Origin of the sequence: Xanthomonas maliensis (genome assembly GCF_009192945.1) — a bacterium.
GTDB lineage: Bacteria > Pseudomonadota > Gammaproteobacteria > Xanthomonadales > Xanthomonadaceae > Xanthomonas > Xanthomonas maliensis.
In genome coordinates this window covers 18,363-39,035 of the sequence record NZ_NSET01000001.1, presented here as the reverse complement: position 1 = coordinate 39,035, position 20,673 = coordinate 18,363, and the positions used below count along the sequence as shown (strand labels likewise).

General features: G+C 67.3%; 20 protein-coding genes. 11 read left to right on the top strand and 9 right to left on the bottom strand.

Features of this window, described 5'->3' with window-relative positions:
• Positions 1 to 105 precede the first annotated feature (105 nt).
• Positions 106 to 1,878 carry an expansin EXLX1 family cellulose-binding protein gene (locus tag CKY51_RS00185; protein WP_031340658.1) on the top strand — a complete coding sequence of 591 codons (1,773 nt, stop codon included), beginning with the start codon at positions 106 to 108 and terminating at the stop codon, positions 1,876 to 1,878.
• 146 nt (positions 1,879 to 2,024) lie between these two features.
• On the opposite strand, the gene CKY51_RS00180 is transcribed toward CKY51_RS00185, so the two are convergent.
• Positions 2,025 to 2,237, bottom strand: coding sequence for a hypothetical protein (locus CKY51_RS00180; RefSeq protein ID WP_022974038.1), 213 nt, complete (start codon positions 2,235 to 2,237; stop codon positions 2,025 to 2,027).
• Positions 2,238 to 2,391: 154 nt separating this feature from the next.
• On the opposite strand from CKY51_RS00180, the gene CKY51_RS00175 reads away from it, so the two are divergent.
• Positions 2,392 to 3,186 carry a transporter substrate-binding domain-containing protein gene (locus CKY51_RS00175; RefSeq protein WP_022974037.1) on the top strand — a complete coding sequence of 265 codons (795 nt, stop codon included), beginning with the start codon at positions 2,392 to 2,394 and terminating at the stop codon, positions 3,184 to 3,186.
• Between the two features lie 105 nt (positions 3,187 to 3,291).
• Here the strand turns inward: CKY51_RS00175 and CKY51_RS00170 are convergent, their stop codons facing one another.
• Positions 3,292 to 4,167, bottom strand: a complete 876-nt coding sequence (locus CKY51_RS00170; protein WP_022974036.1) for a DMT family transporter — start codon at positions 4,165 to 4,167, stop codon at positions 3,292 to 3,294.
• A 397-nt stretch (positions 4,168 to 4,564) separates the two neighbouring features.
• On the opposite strand from CKY51_RS00170, the gene CKY51_RS00165 reads away from it, so the two are divergent.
• The 6 genes from CKY51_RS00165 (at position 4,565) to CKY51_RS00140 (ending at position 11,701) form a co-directional block, all read left to right on the top strand.
• On the top strand, positions 4,565 to 5,461 hold the full coding sequence (locus tag CKY51_RS00165; RefSeq protein WP_425479906.1) for a class I SAM-dependent methyltransferase: 897 nt from the start codon (positions 4,565 to 4,567) through the stop codon (positions 5,459 to 5,461).
• An 81-nt stretch (positions 5,462 to 5,542) separates the two neighbouring features.
• Positions 5,543 to 6,634 carry a DUF1615 domain-containing protein gene (locus CKY51_RS00160; RefSeq protein ID WP_022974033.1) on the top strand — a complete coding sequence of 364 codons (1,092 nt, stop codon included), beginning with the start codon at positions 5,543 to 5,545 and terminating at the stop codon, positions 6,632 to 6,634.
• Positions 6,635 to 6,750: 116 nt separating this feature from the next.
• Positions 6,751 to 9,078 carry a S9 family peptidase gene (locus tag CKY51_RS00155; RefSeq protein WP_022974032.1) on the top strand — a complete coding sequence of 776 codons (2,328 nt, stop codon included), beginning with the start codon at positions 6,751 to 6,753 and terminating at the stop codon, positions 9,076 to 9,078.
• A 154-nt stretch (positions 9,079 to 9,232) separates the two neighbouring features.
• Positions 9,233 to 9,856: a YiiX/YebB-like N1pC/P60 family cysteine hydrolase gene (locus tag CKY51_RS00150; RefSeq protein WP_031340654.1), complete on the top strand. Its 624-nt coding sequence runs from the start codon at positions 9,233 to 9,235 to the stop codon at positions 9,854 to 9,856.
• 210 nt (positions 9,857 to 10,066) lie between these two features.
• Complete coding sequence (locus CKY51_RS00145) at positions 10,067 to 11,014, top strand: alpha/beta hydrolase (RefSeq protein WP_425479905.1); 948 nt, start codon at positions 10,067 to 10,069, stop codon at positions 11,012 to 11,014.
• A gap of 219 nt (positions 11,015 to 11,233) precedes the next feature.
• On the top strand, positions 11,234 to 11,701 hold the full coding sequence (locus CKY51_RS00140) for a DUF4126 family protein (RefSeq protein WP_031340650.1): 468 nt from the start codon (positions 11,234 to 11,236) through the stop codon (positions 11,699 to 11,701).
• Positions 11,702 to 11,725: 24 nt separating this feature from the next.
• Here CKY51_RS00140 and CKY51_RS00135 read toward each other — a convergent pair whose 3' ends face one another.
• The 5 genes from CKY51_RS00135 to CKY51_RS00115 all read right to left on the bottom strand — a co-directional run bounded on the left by CKY51_RS00135 (position 11,726) and on the right by CKY51_RS00115 (position 15,064).
• On the bottom strand, positions 11,726 to 12,538 hold the full coding sequence (locus CKY51_RS00135; protein ID WP_152248706.1) for a hypothetical protein: 813 nt from the start codon (positions 12,536 to 12,538) through the stop codon (positions 11,726 to 11,728).
• Positions 12,538 to 12,912: a hypothetical protein gene (locus tag CKY51_RS00130; protein WP_031340648.1), complete on the bottom strand. Its 375-nt coding sequence runs from the start codon at positions 12,910 to 12,912 to the stop codon at positions 12,538 to 12,540. The genes CKY51_RS00135 and CKY51_RS00130 overlap by 1 nt, the downstream gene beginning before the upstream one ends.
• Positions 12,913 to 13,094: 182 nt before the next feature.
• Positions 13,095 to 13,478 (bottom strand): hypothetical protein, encoded by a 384-nt coding sequence (locus tag CKY51_RS00125; RefSeq protein WP_152248705.1) that lies wholly within the window; start codon positions 13,476 to 13,478, stop codon positions 13,095 to 13,097.
• Positions 13,479 to 13,593: 115 nt separating this feature from the next.
• Entirely contained in the window at positions 13,594 to 13,989 is a 396-nt protein-coding gene (locus tag CKY51_RS00120) for a VOC family protein (protein ID WP_031340645.1), read from the bottom strand.
• 100 nt (positions 13,990 to 14,089) lie between these two features.
• Positions 14,090 to 15,064, bottom strand: a complete 975-nt coding sequence (locus CKY51_RS00115; RefSeq protein WP_022974024.1) for a glutathione S-transferase family protein — start codon at positions 15,062 to 15,064, stop codon at positions 14,090 to 14,092.
• Positions 15,065 to 15,585: 521 nt separating this feature from the next.
• On the opposite strand from CKY51_RS00115, the gene CKY51_RS00110 reads away from it, so the two are divergent.
• Both CKY51_RS00110 and CKY51_RS00100 read left to right on the top strand, forming a co-directional pair.
• Entirely contained in the window at positions 15,586 to 16,464 is an 879-nt protein-coding gene (locus CKY51_RS00110; RefSeq protein WP_022974023.1) for a DUF1932 domain-containing protein, read from the top strand.
• Positions 16,465 to 16,657: 193 nt separating this feature from the next.
• A complete protein-coding gene (locus CKY51_RS00100; protein WP_022974022.1) occupies positions 16,658 to 18,151 on the top strand; it encodes a hypothetical protein in 1,494 nt (497 codons plus the stop codon).
• Between the two features lie 99 nt (positions 18,152 to 18,250).
• On the opposite strand, the gene CKY51_RS00095 is transcribed toward CKY51_RS00100, so the two are convergent.
• On the bottom strand, positions 18,251 to 19,168 hold the full coding sequence (locus tag CKY51_RS00095; RefSeq protein ID WP_022974021.1) for a hypothetical protein: 918 nt from the start codon (positions 19,166 to 19,168) through the stop codon (positions 18,251 to 18,253).
• A 183-nt stretch (positions 19,169 to 19,351) separates the two neighbouring features.
• A complete protein-coding gene (locus tag CKY51_RS00090; RefSeq protein ID WP_022974019.1) occupies positions 19,352 to 19,948 on the bottom strand; it encodes a hypothetical protein in 597 nt (198 codons plus the stop codon).
• 368 nt (positions 19,949 to 20,316) lie between these two features.
• Between CKY51_RS00090 and CKY51_RS00085 the strand changes: the two genes are divergently transcribed.
• Entirely contained in the window at positions 20,317 to 20,634 is a 318-nt protein-coding gene (locus CKY51_RS00085) for a hypothetical protein (protein ID WP_022974018.1), read from the top strand.
• Positions 20,635 to 20,673 lie beyond the last annotated feature (39 nt).

Here is a 20,673-nt window from a genome sequence, read left to right as displayed (position 1 = left end):
TTCTGCTCACACATGCCAGTGGCGGCGACCAGTCTTAGACGGTGCGCACGGATCGACCGAGGGATCGCTGGCTTGCTGTGCAAATCAGACAGTCAGGAGATACCCATGCGTGGACCTCTGCGGTTATTGCTGGCAGCCACCTTGCTGGCGCCCTCCTTGGCCTTGGCGTTACAGGTGGACACCCAAGGACGCCTCGTGGACGGCAACGGCCAGGCGCAGCAACTGCGCGGGGTCACCTGGCCGGGATTCGATCGCCCCACGCATGTCGCCAGCGGTCTGGAATATACGTCGCTGGAGTCGCTGCTGGATACGCTGCAGCAGGCGCAGGTCAATGCCGTGCGGCTGCCGATCTGCGCGGCGACGCTGCAGGGCGCCGCGGTGGATGCGTCGGCTGTGCAGGGCGACGCGCACCTGAGCGGCCTCAATGCAACGCAAGTGCTGGACGCCGTCATCGCTGCGAGCACGCGACATGGCATGCAGGTGTTGCTGGCCTACGCCCAGGCCGATTGCGACGATGCGCCACCGCGGCTGGGTGCGGACGTGGATGGGTGGATGACGGGCCTGGCGCAGCTGGCACGCCGCTACGGCAACCGCAGCGGGGTGATCGGCGTCGATCTGGGTAGCAGCGGCTATGGCAACGCACACTGGGCGGCAGGCCCGGTGGACACCGACTGGAGCCGGATTGCTGCGCGTGCGGCGGCGGTCGTGGCGGCGCAAGCGCCGCATTGGTTGGTCGGCGTGGAAGGCGTGGGCGACAACGCGGTGTGTAGCGACGGGGCGCACCATACTGCCGGCAGCAATCTGCAGCCGCTGGCATGCACGGCGGCGCGCATTCCAGCCAGGCAATTGCTGCTGCTTCCCAAGTTGTCCGGACCGGATCGCGCGGCGACGGACTCCTTGGCAAACGGCGACATTGCCGGCGGCTCGCCGACGCGGTGGCAGCGCGACTTTGGCCAGATGGCGCGCGGTCACGCGGTGGTGCCGGTCAGCCTGGGCGGCGGCCTGGGCGACGGCGATCCGCGCGACGTCGCATGGCAACAGGACTTGAGCGCCTATCTGGCTGGCAGCGGCCTGCGCAGCGCGTTCCTGGGGAGCTGGGAGGTGGCCACCGCGAACAATGGCGGCCTGCTTGCCGCCGACGGTCGCCTGCGCGCGGACAAGCTGCAGATCCTGCAGCGTGCCTGGGGCGTGGCCAAGGCACCGCCCGCCACAGCGACCGCCACCCCGACCAGCGCTGGCGGCACCGGCAAGGCTTCTGGCTGGAGCAGCACCTTCAGTGGCACGGCGACCTACACCAGCTCCGGCTATTCCGGTGGGGCACTGTTGCTCGATCCCATCCCGAGTACGGCCTTCATCACGGCGCTCAATCCAGTGCAATTGAACTACGGCGGCGTCAAGGCAGCGCTGGCGGGTGCGTATCTGCAGGTGACCGGCCCCAAGGGCACCACCACCGTCTACGTGACGGACCTGTATCCGAATGCTGCGTCCGGTGGCCTGGATCTGTCGCCCAATGCATTTGCAGCCATCGGCGATACGGTGCAGGGGCGCATCCCGGTCAGCTGGACCATCGTGCGCGGGCCGGTGAGCGGCAACGTGCAGTACCGCATCAAGGAAGGCAGTTCACGCTACTGGGCCGCCATTCAAGTGCGCAATCATGCGTACCCGGTGATGAAGATGGAGGTCAAGCAAGGCAGTCGCTGGAAAAACCTGCAGAAGATGGACTACAACCATTTCCTCGGCGAACAACTGGGCAACCAGCCGTTGACGCTGCGACTCACCGATATCCGCGGCAAGGTCGTGACCGATACCTTGCCGCGATTGCCGGAGGATGGCAGCCAACCCGCGTATTTCGAGCCCGGGCATGTGCAGTTTCCGTAAGCAGCGCAATCGGGCGCGCACCCCACGCATCGACGGCGCTGGCGCGCGTTGCCTGCACCTTGCAGCGCGGTGCGATTCGCACGGGAGGACTTGTCCGTCGCCGCTAACCGCTGGCTACGGCAGCGACGGCCATCACCTCGACTGACTCAGCCGCCGGCCAGTCCACCGCCGGCGCGACCGGGCAAGGCCTGCTCGTCGTCGCCCTCCTCCAGGTCGCCGACTTCTTCGTTCAGCCCACCGCGCTGCGGTGGCTTGCGCGTGTCGGGCATGTCGTCATCGCGGCTGGGGCCAGGCGTGCCATGCAGGAACAGGCCGCTTGCCAGCGGCCGCGGTTCGGCATTGAGCGAATACAGAATCATCGGAACGCTCCCATGGTGAGGGAGCTTCGACGCTAGGCGCTGCCCTGCTACATCGCCGTGAGCCGATCCGCTGCCGCCGTGACACCGCGTTGACGCCGGCATCGACGCGGTCGGCGGCCCGCTATCATGGGCGCTCTTGGCCGAGGCTGTTGCGATGCGGATTGGCGTCCTGTGTGTCAGCGTGTTCCTGTGCGGCAGTGTTCATGCCGCTGCTGTTGCCTCGCGATTGGATGCGATCGCCAAGCAGGGCGTGCTGCGCGTCTGCACCACCGGCGACTATCGGCCATATTCGATTCGGCGTGCCGACGGCAGCTTCGAGGGCAGCGATATCGCACTCGCCCAGTCGCTTGCCGCCAGCCTGGACGCACGCGTCGTCTTCGTACAGACCCGTTGGCCGCGGCTGCTGCCCGATCTGCTGGCCGATCGCTGCGACCTGGCAGTCGGCGGCGTATCGGTCAGCCTGCAGCGGCAACGCCAGGCCAGCTTCAGTGCGGTGCTGGAGGTCGATGGCAAGGTGCCGCTGGTGCGCTGCGCCGAACAGGAGCGCTACCGCCGGATCGATCAGCTCGATCGCCCCGAGGTGCGGGTGATCGAGCCGCCTGGCGGCACCAATGAAGCCTTCGTGCGCCGCCTGCTGCCGCATGCGCAGCTGCGCCTGTTTGCCGACAACACCACCATCTTCCAGGAGCTGCTGGCGCGGCGCGCCGATGTGATGATCACCGATGCCTCCGAGGCCCGGTTCCAACAGGCGCGACTGCCTGGCCTGTGCGCGGTGGCGCCCGACCAGCCGCTGCAATACGGCGAAAAAGCCTTCCTGCTGCCGCGCGACGATGCGGCCTGGAAGGCCTACGTCGACCAGTGGCTGCACCTGAGCAAGGCCAGTGGCGAGTACGCGCGCATCGTGCAGCCCTGGCTTGCGCCGCCGACAGAGCCCACGGGTGAGCCATGATGGTGAGTCGCAGGATCCGGCATTCGTAAGGTCTGCCGCGCATGCGCGTGGCGGGGCAACATCGTCGAGGCCGGCGATACCGCGCGCCAAGCGCTGCAATCGGCCTCAAACGATCTTGGTGCGGCGCCACCAGCGCGAGACCTGCTCTTCGCGCACCAGCGTGAACAGGCCGGCACCCAGGATCAGCGCGATGCCGATCGCCATCGGCCAGTCCAGGTGATCATGGAACAGCAGGTAGCCGAAGGCGATCGCCCACAGCATCTGGCTGTACTGGGTCGGCGCCACGGCGCTGACCGGCGCCATCCGCGTGGCGTACATCATGCAGATCGCCGCCAGGCCCGCCAGCAAGCCATAGCCCGCCAGCAGGCCCCATTGCGCGAGCGACGGCCAGACGAAGGTCGGTAGCATCAGGATCGCGCCCATCACCAATGGGCCGATCACGCCGGCACCGTACAGGGTCAGGCGCTTTTCGCTATGGCCGGCCATGCGCAAGGCGATCACCGAGATCGCCCCGACCAGACCGCAGACGATCGCCGCCACATGGCCATGGCTGAGATGACGGAAGCCCGGACGCAGCACCACCAGCACGCCGATGAAGCCGACGATCACCGCCGTCCAGCGCCGCCAGCGCACTTCTTCCTTCAGGAACAACACCGATAACACGGTGACGAAGATCGGCATCAGGAAGATCAACGCGAAGGCTTCGGCCATCGGCAAAGTGGTGAAGGCGATCACCGAGGTCAGGTTGCCGATGGCGGCGGTGAGCGCACGCAGCAGCCAGATGGCCGGCTGCCTGGCCATCACCAATTCGCGCAATCGGTCGTCCGGTTTCTTCAGGAACGGCACCGCCACCAGCATCAGCACTGCGCCCAGGCACAACACCTCGTAGGCCGGCAGGCCGCCTTCGAGCAGTTTCACGAAGGCATCGCTGATCGAATAGGCCGCATAGCAGGCAAACCCCAACAACACACCCTTGAGCATGCCGACTCTCCACGGTAGGCGCGCATCGGAAGGAAAGGGGGGCGATGCGCCCGGGCAAGTATGCGGTGCAGACGCGTACAGCGAAACCGCAAGCGTCGGACAGCGGGCACAGCCATGCGGGTGGCGCGGCAGCGCCGCACGCTGCGCACTTTTGGGTGACGTTAGGTGGCCACCGTTGCTGCGTCTTGGACAAGCGTGATGTTTGCCGAACGCGGGCGCTGCACGCCGCGACCCGCGCTCGCGCAGGCAGCCTTGCGACGATGCCACGACCGCGTCCATGGCGCCGTGGGTGCGACCGCGATACCGCCAAACAGCATCCGCGCCGTGCCCTCATCGCGAGGCTCGGGTACGATGCCTGGCCCTCCGCTGCGCCGGTTGCCCTCCCCGGCATGCCGGCATCGACCGCTCCGTGCCCCACTACACCGGCCCCCTGCTCACCCAGTCCGACGCCCAGGCGCTGCATTCGGCGCGTACGTCCGGCGCCAGCGCCTGGACCGGCTCGCTGGATCTGCAGCGCAGCAGCGCCACCGCCGACCTCGCCAGCGCGTCCTGGCGTTGGCATGGCCAGGACTATCCGTATCCGGGCAAGTTGAAGGATCGCACGCTGTACTACTGGGACGGCGAGGACTTCGCACCGGTCTCGCGCTACAGCGGTGCGCTGATCAAGCTGGTACCCACCGAATGGGGCGCGCCCACCTTCGAGATCGATGGCATCAAGATGCTGCCGTCGGCGCGGCTGTCGCCATTCGAGGATGCGCGGCGCAAGGTCGCCCTGATCGCACCGCGTGGCAAACGCGTGCTCGACACCTGCGGCGGGCTGGGCTACTTCGCCGCCTGCTGCCTGGACGATGGCGTCGGCCAGCTGCTGTCGTTCGAGAAGAATGCCGATGTGCTGTGGTTGCGCACGCTCAATCCATGGTCACCGGACCCCGACAGCGCCGCCGCGGCGGGCCGGCTGCAACTGACCCATGGCGATGTGTCGCAGCAAATCGCCAATCTGCCGTCGGACGCGGTGGAGGCGATCCTGCACGACCCGCCGCGCTTCGGCATCGCGGGCGAGCTCTATTCGCAGCAGTTCTACGATCACTTGGCGCGGGTGCTGCGCCCGGGCGGCCGGCTGTTCCACTACACCGGCACCCCCAACAGCTTGACCAGCGGGCGCGACGTGCCCAACGAGGTCGCCAGGCGCCTTAGCAAGGCTGGCTTCCAGACCGAGCGCGCGCTCGACGGCGTGCTGGCCACGCTGTCGCCGCGCGGCGCGTCAGCCGCCCATCCACGGCTCGCTCGCCGCTAGCGCACCGCGGCGACACCCGCGTGCGGCGACCGCGACACGGCAGCCCGTACACTGCCCATTCCCTTCGCCACCGGACACACCGTGTCGCGCCCCTGCGTTCGCCTCGTCGCCCTGCTGCTCTGCAGCCTGCTCGCCGCCTGCGCAAGCCAGGCGCCGCGGCCGCCGCAACGCCCGGCCGAGGTGGTGAAGGCCGATATCCTGCGCCGCCTGCCGGCCACGCTGCCCGATCGCGCCGGCTGGGCCAACGATGTCTACGTCGCGCTGTCCTCGCAGGCGCTGGCGACCGACCCCGAGCAGATCTGCGCCGTGCTGGCGGTGACCGAGCAGGAATCCACCTACCAGGCCAACCCGCCGGTGCCGAATCTGGGCCGGATCGCGCGCCAGGAGATCGATCGCCGCGCCAGCGCTTACCACGTGCCCGGCTTCATGGTCGATGCTGCGCTAGCCCTGCGCACGGCTGATGGACGCAGTTACGCCGATCGCTTGAAGGCGGCCAGGACCGAGCAGGAACTCAGCCTCCTGTTCGAGGAATTCCTCGACAAGGTTCCGTTGGGTGTGCGCTTGTTCGGGCGCTTCAACCCGGTGCGCACGGCCGGCCCGATGCAGGTGAGCATCGCCTTTGCCGAACAGCATGCCGATGGCTACCCGTACCCGTCCCAGGACAGCATTCGCCATGCGGTGTTCACCCGCCGCGGCGGGCTGTGGTTCGGCACCCGCCACCTGCTGGGCTACCCGGCCGACTACCCGTCGCTGCTGTATCGCTTCGCCGACTTCAACGCCGGCTGGTATGCCAGCCGCAATGCGGCCTTCCAGGCGGCGGTGTCGCGCGCCAGCGGGATCGCGCTGGCGCTGGACGGCGACCTGCTCGTGCCGGGCGCCGATCTGGAGGCCGCCGGCGCCACCGAACGCGCCGTCCGCACCCTGGCCAGCGTGCTGGCACTGGACGAGCACCAGATCCGCCGCGCCCTGGAACACGGCAGCGAAGCGGATTTCCCAGACACTGCGCTGTACCAGCAGGTGTTCGCCCTGGCCGAGCGCGACGCCGGCCAGCCACTGCCGCGTGCGGTGCTGCCGGGCATCCGCCTGGACAGCCCCAAGATCACCCGCTCACTGACCACCGCCTGGTTCGCCCAACGGGTGGAGACGCGCTGGCAGCGCTGCATGGCCCGATAGGGCGGCCGGCGGCAGACGCCAGGACTTCTGGCAGAGGCACGTTGCCTGCGCTGCCGCTAGCATCGGGCGGTCGCGCAGCCGGGGGTTGCGCTCCTTTCGCTCCGGAGAGCTTGCCCATGCCCACCCCGTCGTCGTCGCTGCCAATGCTGGCCGCCGCTGTCCTGGCCACCCTCCCGGCGCTTGCCGGCGCGCAGTCGACCACCGTAACCGCTGCCGACTACGCACGCGCCGAACGCTTGATCAACTACCAAGCGCAACCGCTGGTCGACCATGCCGCTACCCGGATCGACTGGCTCGATCCGACCCACGTGGTCTACCGCGACCATGACGCCAAGGGCGACCGCGTGCTGCAGTTGGACACCAGCACCGGCAAGACCACGCCGTTGTTCAAGCAGCCGGCGCTGGCCACTGCGCTCAACCGTCTGCTCAAGACCGGCGATCGTCCGCTCAAGGCCAGCACGCTGGCGCCGAGCGTCAAGCGCACGGCCGATGGACGCTATCGCTTCAACGTCCGCGGCACTGCGGTGGTCTGCGACCAACGCGCCAGCTGCAGCAAGGTATACGCAAAAGACGCGCCCGAGCCGGGCGTCCTGTCACCGGACAAGACCCGCGAGGCCTTCATTCGCGACTGGAATTTGTGGGTGCGCGATTTGGCCAGCGGCCAGGAAACCCAGCTGACCCGCGATGGCGTCAAGGACTTCGGCTATGCCACCGACAACGCCGGTTGGCAGCATACCGATCGCGCGATCCTGGTGTGGTCGCCGGACTCGCGCAAGATCGCCACCTTCCAGCAGGACCAGCGCAAGACCGGCGAGATGTATCTGGTCAGCAGCGGCATCGGCCATCCCAAGCTGGAAGCGTGGAAGTATCCGCTGGCCGGCGACAAGGACGTGACCATGATCGAGCGCGTCATCATCGACGTGCCTAGCCGTCGCGTGCTGCGCTTGCAGCTGCCGCCCGACCAGCACCGCTCCACCCTGTGCGACGACGTCAGCTGCGGGCCCGACAGCGGCTGGGACGATGTGAAGTGGGCGCCCGACAGCAAGACGCTGGCGTTCGCCTCGACCTCGCGCTTCCACAAGCAGGTGTGGTTCCGCATTGCCGATGCGGCCACCGGCGCGGTGCGCACGGTGTTCGACGAGACCGCCAAGACGTATTACGAAAGCGGCCAGGTCGCCGCCAACTGGGCCTATCTGCCGGAGAGCAACGAGGCGGTGTGGTTCTCCGAGCGTAGCGATTGGGGCCAGCTGTATCTGTACGATCTGAGCACCGGCAAGCTGAAGCACCCCATCACCACCGGCGAAGGCAACGTCACCGAGCTGTTGCGCGTGGATCCGGTCACGCGCACCGCCTGGTTCGTCGGCGTCGGCCGCGTGCCCGGGGTGGACCCGTATTACCAGCAGCTGTGGAAAGTCAGCCTGGATGGCGGCGCACCGGTGTTGCTGACGCCCGAAGCGGCCGACCACAGCATCGCGCTGTCGCCGGATGGCCGGCAATTCGTCGATACCTACTCCACCTCGGTCACCCCGCCGGTGACGGTGCTGCGCGATGCCGCCGACGGCAGCACACGCCAGACCATCGCCCGCGCCGATATCTCGCGCCTGCAGGCCGCCGGCTGGGTGCCGCCGGAGCCGATCACCGTCACCGCGCGCGACGGCAAGACCACGCTGTATGGACTGATGTTCAAGCCGCGCAATTTCGACCCGTCGCGCCGCTATCCGGTGATCGACTACATCTACCCGGGTCCGCAGACCGGCTCGGTGCGCGGCCGCAGCTTCCTGGCCGGGCATGGCGATAACCAGTCGCTGGCCGAACTGGGCTTTATTGTCGTGGCCATCGACGGCATGGGCACGCCGTGGCGGTCCAAGACCTTCCATGACACCTGGTACGCCAACATGGGCGACAACACCCTGCCCGACCAGGTCGCCGGCTTGAAGGAATTGGGGCAGCGCTATCCATGGTTCGATACCAGCCGCGTGGGTATCCGGGGCCATTCCGGTGGCGGCAACGCATCGACCGGCGCGATGCTGCGCTACCCGGACCTGTTCAAGGTCGCCTGGTCGGAAAGCGGCAACCACGACAACCGCAACTACGAGGACGACTGGGCCGAGAAGTACCACGGCGAATTGATCGTCAACAAGGACGGCAGCTCCAACTACGACGATCAAGCCAATGCCATGCACGTGGACAAGCTCAAGGGCAAGCTGATGCTGGTGCACGGCACGATGGACGACAACGTCCCGCCGTATCACACGCTGCTGGTCGTCGACGCGCTGATCAAGGCCAACAAGGACTTCGACATGTTGATGCTGCCCAACGCAAAGCACGACTACGGCGAGCTGACGCCCTATGTCACCCGTCGCCGTTGGGATTACTTCGTGCAACACCTGCTCGGCGCCACGCCGCCACCGCAGTACCAGATGCAGCCGCTTCCCAAGGACTGATCCCGCTCGGCCACGCAACGGCCGACGTCCCGATGGCGGCGCAGGCTGCACCGCCATCGGGTACTGAACGCGGCCGGCGACGGCAGCAGGCGCCTGGCGTGTCGCTGGCGCGCCCGCGATAATGCTGGCCATTCCCGCTGATCGTGCCATCTCCATGCGCACCGCCACGTCGCTGATGCTGTTGCTTATGGCCTTGCTGCCGCTGCCGTCGCTGGCGCTCAAGCTGCAGGACGGCGATCTCGTGTTCGTCACCGCCGCCAGCAGCGGCTTGAGCGGTGCCATCGACGATGCCACCGCACACCAGCAAGGACCCAGCTTCGATCATGTCGGGCTCTACGCGCACGAAGGCCGTACGCCGGTGGTCCTGCATGCCGACGAGCAGGGATCGCGCCAGCAGACGCTGCGCGCCTTCCTCGCCGATGCCGCGGCCAAGCAGCGTCGCATCTACGTCTATCGGCTGACAGCGCCGCAGCCTCGGCTGATTGCCGAGGCGATCGCGCAAGCGCGCCGCATGTTGGGCAAGCCCTACAACACCACCTACGTGCAGCGCGAAGACAGCTACTACTGCTCGGACTTCATCGAACGCGCGTTCCGGGCCGGGCATGTGTTCGCACTGCAACCGATGAACTTCAAGAACCCGCAGACCGGGCAGATCGCGCCGTATTGGGTGGAGTTCTATCGCAGCAAAGGCATGGCCGTGCCGCAGGGCCTGCCCGGCACCAACCCCAACGACATGGCGCGCGCACCGGTGCTGACACCACTTGGTTTGTTGCAGTGAGCCATCCTGCGGCAGCACCACCAGCGCTGCCCAGTGCACACCGCAACGCTGCCGATGCAATGGCAAACAAGGTGCTTGGACCTGCTCGATCGACGAACGGACACGCTGGCGAGCAGACACGCTGAGGCGCGTTGACCGGCCTGCCCTCAACGCCCGGGGCCTGCAGCGCACCAACCGCAACAGCCGTTTCATCACCACAGGAATCTCCCAGTGAAACAGCTGTTCCTCGCACTCGTCGCTGCGGCCTCGCTCAGCGGCTGCGGCAATCCCCCCTCTGCACCAGCGAGCGCGGCACTGCCGATCGCAGCGCCAGCGCGGGTGCCGCCGTCCTCCCCGATGGCGCAGAGCGGCAATGGCGCTCCGTACACGCTGCGCGATACCCAGGTCTGGGATATTCCCGATCCGGTGTCCGGCCGGCGCTACCAAGTGTTCGTCGCCCTGCCGCAGGGCTACGCGGAGTCGCCGCAGCGACGCTATCCGGTGCTCTATCTGACCGATGCCGACTACGCCTTCCCGGTAGTACGCCAGATCGCGCGGCGCTTGAACGGCGAAGGGCCGAAGATCGAGGACGTTATCCTGGTCGGCCTGTCGTATGCCATTGGCGATGCGCCCATGGATAGCCGACGCCGCGACTACACGCCCACGCCGGAGGCCGGTGCCACCGCGCCGGCCAGCAAGACCCATGGCAAGAGCGCCGACTACATCGCCTATCTGCGCGAGCAGGTGCTGCCGTTCGTTGCCCAGCGTTATCGCACCGACGAGCAGCGGCGGCTGTTCCTGGGGCATTCCTACGGCGGCTTGCTCGGCACCCAGATCCTGCTGACGGCCCCACAGCTATTCTCCGGCTATATCCTCGGCAGCCCTTCGTACTGGTATGGCGCCCATGCAATGGTGGCGCAGGAACAGGCCACCGCGGCCGGCCGCACGGATCTGCCGGCGCGGGTGTACATGTACGTGGGCCAATACGAGCAGACCCGCTACGGCAAGCGCTACGACATGGTCACCGACGCACAGCAGATGGCAAAACGTCTGCAGGCACATCGCTATCCCTCCTTGCAGCTCACCTTGGAGGTGCTGGCGGACGAGGATCATCTCAGCGTGGCGCCACGGGGCTTCACCCATGGTCTGCAGGCATTGCTGGCGGTTCCACCAGGCTGAGTGCGCGTTGCTGTCGGCTGTTGGCCGCAGGCCACTGCGGCCTCGATGGCGCTGTTGTCCTGCCGCGGCGCCTGGCGAATGCCGCCCGCCACCGAGCGCGCATCGGATCAGCGAACACAAGCGGCTGCACTCTTGCCGCGGCACTGACACGCAGCGACCTATGGTGGCGACATCGCAGGCATCCGCCGCCGGTGGGCGCCCAGACGCAGGAGATGAACGATGGCGTTGATGCATTCGGTGTTGATGGGCCTGGTCGCCGGCATGCGGGCAATGACACCGCTGGCCGCGGTGACGCAGGCGGCACGTCGTGGCCATTTGCCCGCCGATAACGGCGCGCCCCGCGTGCTGGGCAACCCGGTGGTGTCGGCCGGCATGCTGGCCTTGGCCGGCGGCGAGTTGGCTGGCGACAAGATGCGGTCTGCGCCCGATCGGATCGTGCTGCCCGGCATGGTGGCGCGGATTGCCAGTGGCGCCATCGCCGGTGCCGCACTGGCGCCGCGCCGGCAACGCACGTTGGCCGCCGTGCTGGGCGCCGGTGCAGCCGTCGGCGCCGCCTACCTGACCTTCGATCTGCGCATGCGTGCCTTGCGGCGCTACGGGCAGACATCCACCGGTGCGGTCGAGGATGCACTTACCGTCGGCGCCGCCACGCTGATCGCAAAGCGCGCTGCCGCGCCGCGACGCTGAGCTGGCAACGGCCGCCTCGCGCGCTCAGCGGACTGGCGGCGTGAGCTGCAGACGCGCGAACAGCTCGGCAAACGCAGGATCGGTGGCCACATAGGCCTCACGCAGCACGGCCAGCTTGGCGGCCACGATGGGCATGCGCGCCAAGTTCCGCATCCGCGCCGGATCATCGAACGCGATCTCGGCATAGGTGTTGAAATCGTTCTCCAATGAGGTCGCGCCATAGGCACTGAGCACCCCGCTGGCCAGTGGCGGTGCGGCCTCTTCGTTACGTGACAACGCCTCCGCAGCAGTGGGGGCTGGTTGCCAGCCCGCCGGCATCAACAGTCGCCAGCGGATCGTCATCGCTGGCTGCCGCTGCCAGATCAGCGAGGAGAATTCATGGTGCACGCCCAGCCGGGCAGTGACGCGGTTGCTCTGCGCAGAGCGATTCGGGTCGCTGGCCAGCACGATGAAATCCCCACCGGCAGTGCCACCACCCTCGGCGCCCGCAAAGCGCAGCTGCCGCACCAGCACGATGGCACGACAGAGCCGACCGAAGGCCCCCTGCGGGTAGACCGCGAGCGCCGCGTCCAAGCCCTGCAGCGTCGCCTGCGGGACCGCGCCGTCGAGCGGTAGCAAACTCACCTGTGGCAGCTGCCGCGCAATCGGCACGCCGTGCGGGCTGACGGTCAGCGTTGCCGGTGCGCCCGTCAGCACGGCCACGCCATGCCTGCGCGCGATGGCCTGCGTGTCCAAGGGCACGTTCGCAGTCTGCTCGTCGGCATCGCGCGCGCGCCACAGCAACAGCCCGCCCATGGCCAGCAACGCCACCACCAACGCCCCGCGCGTACGGCGCATCACGCGCGTTCGTTCCGCCAGCGTCGCCACGCCTGCCAGGCGCGCTGCCATATCGGCATGGGCGCAGCGACGGCGTCATCGCGTGCCCAGCCCGGCGCCGACAGTCCTTGCGGCAGTGTTGCCAGCAGCGCTTGCGGCCCTTCGATCTCCCAACCGATGACGCAACAACCGCAGCCGGTACTGTGCACGCAGGTGAGTTGGTCGGCCGCTGCCAGCATCCACTGCTCGATCCGCGCGACCGCCTCCGCATCGGTTACCTCGACGCAGATGCTGGCGCGCAGTCGTCCGGGAGCCGGCGCACCGGTGGGCTGGGGATCCTGCCGCGCATAGAGCGCTTGCAGCGCCGGCAGCACGGGGAGCGAAGGCGTGTCCATGGTTTGGCTGCGGGTTGCGTCAATGCGCCCAGTGTCCGCATCCGCACCCTCGCATGCAACGCGTCCGTTGCCGCTGCCGCCTGCCGGCGCACCCACCTTGCGCCGCGCCGAAACGACGACTGCCCGCCAGCTGCGCCGACGGGCACCCGGTCGTTCGCATCCGGAAACAGTAAGACGCGCGGTCAACCGCCCTCGATCCAGGTGCCCTTCATCGCGGTACAACTGGCGCGGGTTTGCGGCAGATCCTGGGCGCTGCGCTTGTAGTAGTACGCATCCAGCTTGCTCCCTGCCATTCCCTGGCAACGCCCTTGCGCCGCGGGTGGACAGGCCGCCAGCCACGTGGTCTTCGGCGCGGGCGCGCCCATGCCGGTGGCGGTGGCGGCAATCCCGTCGCAGGCCTGCACCAGACGCGGATGCGGCTCGCCGCGGTTCTGGATGCAATCCTTGATGTCCAAGGCCTGCCCCATGAAGGTGAACTTGCCTTCGAGCAGGCAGGCGCGTGGCGAATCGGTGGCCTGCACGGCCGGGGACAGCAGAACACACGCCCACAAAAATGCGGTTCGCATCGATGCATTCCTTGGCAACGGCCACGAGCGGCCGCGGCCATCTTACAAGGCCGCGCGCACCAAGGTGGCAGACGCGACCGCAATGCAGTCGCGTCACCACGAGCCGGCGATTGGCTCAGCCTGGGCGATGGATCGCGCAGAGCTTGTTACCGTCGGGATCGCGCACATAGGCCAGCCAGGCCGGTCCCAGCGTGCTCTCGCGCCGTCCCGGTGGATCCTCGATGGAGGTACCGCCGGCGGCCACCGCCGCCGCATGGAACGCCTGCACCTGCTCCGGCGAATCGCAGGCAAAGCCGACCGTGGTGCCGTTGCCGCAGGTGGACGGCGCATCGTTGATGGGTTCGCTGACGCAGAAGGTGCTGCCGGCGTGGCGATAGAACAGCCGGGTGTGGCCGGAACCGGCTTGATTGACCAAGGGCGCCGGCGCGCCCAGCACGCCGCCCAGCACCGCATCGTAGAACGCCCGGGAGCGCGCAATATCGTTCGATCCCACCATGACATGATTGAGCATGCCGATACTCGTCAGCTGACAGGATCGATAGCCTAGCGGCACATGCATCCGCACCGCACCGCGCTGCCCGCCGATGCCGCCAGCGCCGACCGTCGATTGCTCAGCGATCGCGCCCATGCGGCGCCTCCAGGTCCAGCAACGGCCCCAGCGGCACGATGCCGGTGGGATTGATCATCGCGTGACTCTGGTAGTAATGCCCCTTGATGTGCTGGAAATTCACCGTGTCGGCGATTCCCGGCCATTGGTACAACTCGCGCAGGAAGCCGGAGAGATGCGGATAGTCGGCGATCCGCCGCAGATTGCATTTGAAGTGCCCGACGTAAACGGCATCGAAGCGCACCAAGGTGGTAAACAGGCGCCAGTCGGCTTCGGTGAGCCGATCACCGCAGAGGTAGCGCTGACCAGCCAGGCGTGCTTCCAGCCAATCCAGCGTCTCGAACAGCGGCTGTACGGCTTCCTCATAGGCGGCCTGGGTGGTCGCAAAGCCAGCCTTGTAGACGCCGTTGTTGACGGTGTCGTACACGCGGGCATTCACCGCATCGATCTGCTCGCGCAACGCCACTGGATAAAAATCGCCCTCTGCCGCACCAATCGCGTCGAAGGCGCTGTTGAACATACGAATGATGTCGGCCGATTCGTTGCTGACCACGGTATTGCGCTCGCGATCCCACAACACCGGCACGGTCACGCGCCCGGAATAGTGCGGATCGGCCTGCAGATACACCTGGTACAGATAGTCCGCTTGGTGCAACGGATCGGCCACCACGCCCGGACCCTCGGCAAAGGTCCAGCCCTGCTTGCCCATCTGCCAATGCACGACCGAGACGTCGATCATCGCTTCCAGCCCTTTCAGCCGGCGGAAGATCAAGCTGCGGTGTGCCCACGGACAGGCCAGCGACACATACAGGTGATAACGCCCGCGCACTGCCGCAAAGCCACCCTCGCCCTGCGGCCCCGGGCTGCCATCGGCGGTCACCCAGTTGCGGAACTTGGCTTGCGAGCGCTCGAATCGTCCACCACTTTTGTCGGTGTCGTACCAACGGTCCTGCCATACGCCGTCGACCAACAGGCCCATGTTGCCTCCTTCTGCGCGAACGTCGTGACAGGGTAGGAGACGTCCAGACAACAGCATGTGAGATGCGCAGCATGCGCAGATGCCGGCGCGCTTGCAGTGCGCACCGCAATGCGTCGGCGGCCATCGACCACATGACCTTCATTCGCGCGATACAGACCGTCGGCTGACAGGGCATGCGATCGCATCGGCATCCGCGCACAGCGATGATGGAGACCGCGTGCGATGGACTGTCCCTCCGGCAATGGCCGCGTGCACCGCGCCGCGTATGCGCATCGCCTGCGCCGTATGCTCTGGCACCAGGCCTGGCCAGCGCGTTGCCGCGCATGCAGGACCGGGCACTGCACGGATTGCAGAGTTGCTCTCCCTCTCGCATTGCTTGCATTCGCCACCCACGACACCGCTTCGCCGGCACTGCTTGCTGGCGCGCGCTGGCGTGCTGGAGTGATCTCCCTGCAGGCGCTGCGCGGAGGGCCAGGTTTCCCGCGATGCGCCGCATCCTCATCCCCCGTAGGAGCGTCCACATGTCCACCCCATCCACTGCACTGGCCTTCATCGGCTTCGGCGAAGCGGCATGCGCCTTCTTCGATGGCTGGTCCTTGGCCGATCCGGCGCGGATCCGCGCCTACGATTGCAAGACCGATCACCTCGACAGTGCAGCAGAAATGCGCGCGCGCTACGCCAGCCGCAGCGTCACCGGCTGTGCGGACGCGGCCGACGCCGTCGCCGACGCCGATGCGGTCTTCAGCCTGGTCACGGCCGATTGCGCATTGGCCGCTGCCCGTCAATCGGCGCCATTTCTGCGCCGCGGCGCGCTGTGGCTGGACTGCAATTCCTGCGCACCCCACTCCAAGCAGGCCGCAGCGGAGGTGATCGAGGCCGCCGGCGCACGCTATGTGGACGTGGCGGTGATGGCACCGGTACTGCCCAAGCGCCACCACGTACCCTTGCTGATCAGCGGCCCGCATACGGAAGCGGCGATCGTGCTGCTGCGCTCGCTGGACATGCGGCCCACCGCCGCCGGTGCAGCGGTCGGGCAGGCATCGTCCATCAAGATGTTGCGCTCGGTGATGGTCAAGGGCATCGAGGCGCTGAGCGCCGAATGCTTCCTGGCTGCGCGCCGCGCCGGCGTGGAGGCAGAAGTGGCGGCATCGCTCGACGCCTCGGCCACCGCACTTGGCTGGCGCGAGCAAGCCAGCTACAACCTCGAGCGGATGATCGTGCATGGCCGTCGCCGCGCGGCGGAAATGCGCGAAGTCGCCCTCACCGTCGCAGCATTGGGCCTGCCGGCCGATATGGCCACCGCCACAGTGGCGTGGCAGCAGCGCATCGGCGATGCCGGCGTAGACGCCGGCGACGATACGCTGGATGCGCGCTTGGACAAGGTGTCCTCCGCGCTCTAGCGCGTGTTCCGTGCTGTGAGATGCGTGCGAAGCGTCCTGTGCCGCGTGGACACAAGGTGTGCGCGGCGGCCCAGGCTGGCCGCCTGGGCAAGGCGCGCAACGCGGTCTCGGCGCGACGACCGGCCTTCATGCGCTCGCCCCCTGCTGGTGGCTATGCTGCCGGCAGCAAAATCGACGGCCGCAGGGAGGCAAGATGTCGCAACATGCGGTCGAGGACCTGATCGAAGCCAGTATTCACCTGATCGATCGCAGTGCGCTGCCGCCGGAGCGGCAAGCCGCATTGATCCATGCGCTATTGCAGTTGCAGGCCCGCTACGACACTGGCCTGACTTGGCTGCGCATGATCGATGTGTTGCTGCGGCACGGCGTGCTGACGCAGACGCCGGCCGCAACGCTCGCCGATCCGCAGATGCGCGCACAGGCAATGGCAGCCGAGCGCTCGGGTTGGCTGGAGGGCGCGCACGGCGCTGTCTATCTGCGGCTGGACGACCAGCGCCGCCTGCTCTACCAAAGCCGCGTCATCGACACGCAGGTGCCGCTGGATACGCTCTTCCACGCCATGTTGACGTTGGCCGATCATGCCGAGGCGCCGTCGCTGTTCGCCGATTGGTACGGCTTGTTGGTCAATGGCTGGCTGGAGGAAGTGTTCACCGCGCAGGACGGGATCGCCCCCACGCTGGACGGCCTGCTCGCCTCCGAGCCGCTGCAGGCGATTCGCGGCTTGGCGGCGCGCCGTGGACTGCCGCGCCGACGCGGCGTTGCCGACGAACTGTCGCTGCCTCGATTGGCCGACCACACCACCTCCGACGCTATCGAACGGACCGCTGGGCTGCGTTTTTTTCTGCAGCCCAAACGCACGCCCAAGGCGTTGCGCACCGCCCGCGACCAGGCACAGGCGCAACATCAGCGTCTGCAGACACTGATTCCGTCGCTGGTGCTGCAACGGCTGGCCCCACCCATGCAAGCCAACAATTGGTCACAGCTGCCGAGCGATGCGCCCGGCCACTGGTGCTGGATGCGCGACCATGCCGGTAGCCGGCAGCTCCTGTGGCTGCAGCACGACCCGGCAATTGGCGAGCTGAGCGTGCACCTGGGCCTGCAGCACGCGCAATTGCTGGCGTGGCAACAGCAGACGGTCAGCACGCACCTGCACGCGGTGCATTTCTACACGATGGCGAGCGCATGGCTCGCGCCGGAGCTCCGCACCAGCCGCGCGGTCGGCGCCTACGGCGGTTGGGCGCTCGATGTAGCCGCTAGCGATACGCACCTGAGCCACACGCTGAATCGATTGGCCGAGGGATTGCCGACAGCGGCAGACGCCTATTTCAGCTTTCTCGCTGCGCAGTTCCCTCTGGCCTTGCTCAACCGCGACCCAGACACCCTGCTGCAACTGCTCGATGCCGGCGATGCCAACGGTGTGGTACCGCCGGAGGTGTTGTTCGACAGTCCGGACAGCCTGTTGCTGGCCTTCGTGTTCCAGTATCAGTCGCAGGGCGAGCAGGCGGCTGCCAGCGCCATGGTGGCGCGGCTGCGCGAACGCTTGCAGGCCCGCAGCCGCTTGAGCCCGTGGCATCGCACTTATCTGCAGCCGTTCGTGCAGCAGTGGGAAGCGGGGCGGCGCGACCTGTCGATGCCACCGGTCTTGCATGCACTGCTGGTCAAACACATGAGTCACCTGCCCTCTTAGGTGTGCTGCATTCGATCGCAATGACGGATGAGCGGGCGTTGCGCGCCACCTGGACCCGCAACGCTCTCCCTGCAGCGGCATGACTGTCCGCGCGAGGCCTCAGTACGTCAACGCGTCCACCGGCGCTGCCATCGCTGCAAAGCGCGCGTCGCGGAAGTCCTGCAACAGGCGTAGCACGGCCTCGTCGTGCCGATAGCGGAGCAGATCGGCCTGCGCCAGGCGATACAGGCAGCCAGCACGCGCAACGACCAGATCGCCGTCGTCCCAGTCGGCCCAGTCGCTGCCAGGCAAGTCCACCAACACGTTGCCATCGCCATCGCAGACGCGGTGGTCCAGCGCGTACCAGGCCCCATTTTCTCGACCTACGGCCTGCAATAGCGATTGCAAACGCCAGCCCTGAGGCCCGCGCTTCTCCCAGATCCGCGGACGTGAAAACCGATACAGCACGCCACTGCGTCGCCCGCCACGCTCGCCCTCACCGGCATCGCGCTCCTTCCAGCCGTCGCGCCGCCGCAGCAGGCTGTCGATGGGCTCATCCTCGCCGCCACCGGACCACTGCCCGCAGGGCTTGACCCGCATGTCATGCGGCAGCCCGAAGCCGGTCGGCAACGGAAACGGCGTGCGACCAGGCTGCGGGCGGTGGTTCAACAGCAAGCTGCGTTCGTTCTCGAACATGCCGCCGCCGCCCCAGGCATCGCCCTTGGGCCACAGCGCAAGCGCGGTCAGGAACGGTGGGCGCGACAGCGCCGTCCAGGTGCCGAACTCGCCCTTGTACTTGGCCGCGAAATACACCAACAGCCGCCCCGACGGCGAGAGGTCGCAACGCCGCTCGTACAGGCGGCCCTTGAACCACTGGCCAGGCGTGAAGCGATCTCGTGCGAGATCCCAGCCAATCAGCTGCACCTGCTTGCTCGGCCCGCGCCGGAAGATCACGCCGGTCCGCGCCTGGCGCGCCAATAGCACATACAAGCGGGTGGACGCGGCCGGCGAGCCAGGCGGATACGGTATGGATGCCATGCGGGAATGCCTCCTGCCGCCATCCTAGAGCGAGTCGTCCAATGTGAGTGCGAAGCGTCCTGTGCCGCGTTCAGACAAGGTATGCGCCTTGCCCAGGCTGGCGCCAAGGCAATCCGCGCCACGCAGCATCCGCTCCGCACCGCTGGCGGCCAACGCATCTCATCTCAACATGCATCACACGCTCTAGTTGCAGTCCTTGGCGGCAGGCGATACCGCTACCGGCGTGACCTGTCCATCGGCGGCGACGCGATTGACCGCCAGCACACAGACTGATTGGCGGAAGTCCAGGTCCAGCGCCACTTCGTAGTCGGCACCGGCTTCGGGCACGAAGGTGGACGACAACAACGGCCCACAATTCCAGCCCATGTGGTAACCGGTCGCGGTCGACCAATGGTCCGAATGCGCGCCCGCCTCCACCACCACGGGCTTGCCCGCCTCCAGCGCATATTCCTTGTAGAACGGCTTGGAGCCGATCATCTTGCGGTCGTGCAGGTTGCGGGTGTTCTGCGTTTCCGGAATCCCGATCGATTCATTCTTGACCGCCCCGACCAACGAGCCGAACGCGCTTCCCAACGACCCGGAGGCGCGGATCTTTTCGCTGTATTTCTTGTTACAGACCGCGTCCTTGTACAACACGATGCCGACGCCGTTCTGGCCGAAAATGCGCAGGCGCGCGCCGCCGCTGGCTGCTGCGGCAGGTGCTGCATCCTCGGCCAGCGCCGAGCCAACACCTGCCAGGGCCAGACTGAGGAGCAACAGGGGCTTGATCGTGTTCAACATATTCTCCAAGCGCGGGAAATGCCCGCAGGCAGACGCTGCGGTAGCGGCGGGCGCTGCGCTTTTTTGATGCCGGCTGCGCCGATAGCGGCGGATCTGCGGAATGGATCACTGATGCTGTCCACTGCCATGGGGTGCCGCGGAACGTGCACACGCCACGCCCGGGCCTCGGCCACTCTCAGTTCCTCTCAGCAAAGAAAGGTCATGCGCCGGCGCCCCTCGGACCACCACGCACGCCTGCCGCCGACTGTTCAACATGATGGGCAACGCCCCAGGTCCCGGCCACTGCGCGCGCTGGCCCTCGTCCGCGCCGACACCCAGCGCACCACTGAGTTCAGTACACTGACCAGGCCCTTCTGCCGGACTAGCGCATGGACACGGAACATCCCGACCCCGCGCCTCAGCCTCAGCCTCAGCCTCAGCGTGCGCCACTGTTCGGCGGTCTGTCCTTTCTCGCCATTCCCGCGGGCTTGGTCGTCGGCGTCATCGTCGGCACCAATACGAGCGGCATGGCCGCGGCGGTGGCAGGCTTGCTGGTCGGCGCCGTGGCCGCGGCTGGGATAGGTGTGCTCTGCCTGGTGTTGTCGCGGTTGAACAACGAACGCTATGCGCCCCTGGCCGTGATCGGCGCAGCCATCGGGGTGTTGCCGTTGTTGATCGTGCTGCTGGGCGTCGGCGCGCAACGCTGAGGCGTCGCTGCGCCGCGGACAACGCCCACCACCCACACA

Excerpts from the sequence above, each read along its gene's own strand:
- CKY51_RS00170 (WP_022974036.1), bottom strand. The coding sequence starts at position 4,167 with ATGCTCAAGGGTGTGTTGTTGGGGTTTGCCTGCTATGCGGCCTATTCG.
- CKY51_RS00150 (WP_031340654.1), top strand. The coding sequence starts at position 9,233 with ATGCGCACCGCCACGTCGCTGATGCTGTTGCTTATGGCCTTGCTGCCG.
- CKY51_RS00100 (WP_022974022.1), top strand. The coding sequence starts at position 16,658 with ATGTCGCAACATGCGGTCGAGGACCTGATCGAAGCCAGTATTCACCTG.
- CKY51_RS00180 (WP_022974038.1), bottom strand. The coding sequence starts at position 2,237 with ATGATTCTGTATTCGCTCAATGCCGAACCGCGGCCGCTGGCAAGCGGC.
- CKY51_RS00090 (WP_022974019.1), bottom strand. The coding sequence starts at position 19,948 with ATGTTGAACACGATCAAGCCCCTGTTGCTCCTCAGTCTGGCCCTGGCA.
- CKY51_RS00175 (WP_022974037.1), top strand. The coding sequence starts at position 2,392 with ATGCGGATTGGCGTCCTGTGTGTCAGCGTGTTCCTGTGCGGCAGTGTT.
- CKY51_RS00135 (WP_152248706.1), bottom strand. The coding sequence starts at position 12,538 with ATGCGCCGTACGCGCGGGGCGTTGGTGGTGGCGTTGCTGGCCATGGGC.
- CKY51_RS00120 (WP_031340645.1), bottom strand. The coding sequence starts at position 13,989 with ATGCTCAATCATGTCATGGTGGGATCGAACGATATTGCGCGCTCCCGG.
- CKY51_RS00110 (WP_022974023.1), top strand. The coding sequence starts at position 15,586 with ATGTCCACCCCATCCACTGCACTGGCCTTCATCGGCTTCGGCGAAGCG.
- CKY51_RS00130 (WP_031340648.1), bottom strand. The coding sequence starts at position 12,912 with ATGGACACGCCTTCGCTCCCCGTGCTGCCGGCGCTGCAAGCGCTCTAT.
- CKY51_RS00140 (WP_031340650.1), top strand. The coding sequence starts at position 11,234 with ATGGCGTTGATGCATTCGGTGTTGATGGGCCTGGTCGCCGGCATGCGG.
- CKY51_RS00095 (WP_022974021.1), bottom strand. The coding sequence starts at position 19,168 with ATGGCATCCATACCGTATCCGCCTGGCTCGCCGGCCGCGTCCACCCGC.
- CKY51_RS00115 (WP_022974024.1), bottom strand. The coding sequence starts at position 15,064 with ATGGGCCTGTTGGTCGACGGCGTATGGCAGGACCGTTGGTACGACACC.
- CKY51_RS00155 (WP_022974032.1), top strand. The coding sequence starts at position 6,751 with ATGCCCACCCCGTCGTCGTCGCTGCCAATGCTGGCCGCCGCTGTCCTG.
- CKY51_RS00185 (WP_031340658.1), top strand. The coding sequence starts at position 106 with ATGCGTGGACCTCTGCGGTTATTGCTGGCAGCCACCTTGCTGGCGCCC.
- CKY51_RS00125 (WP_152248705.1), bottom strand. The coding sequence starts at position 13,478 with ATGCGAACCGCATTTTTGTGGGCGTGTGTTCTGCTGTCCCCGGCCGTG.
- CKY51_RS00085 (WP_022974018.1), top strand. The coding sequence starts at position 20,317 with ATGGACACGGAACATCCCGACCCCGCGCCTCAGCCTCAGCCTCAGCCT.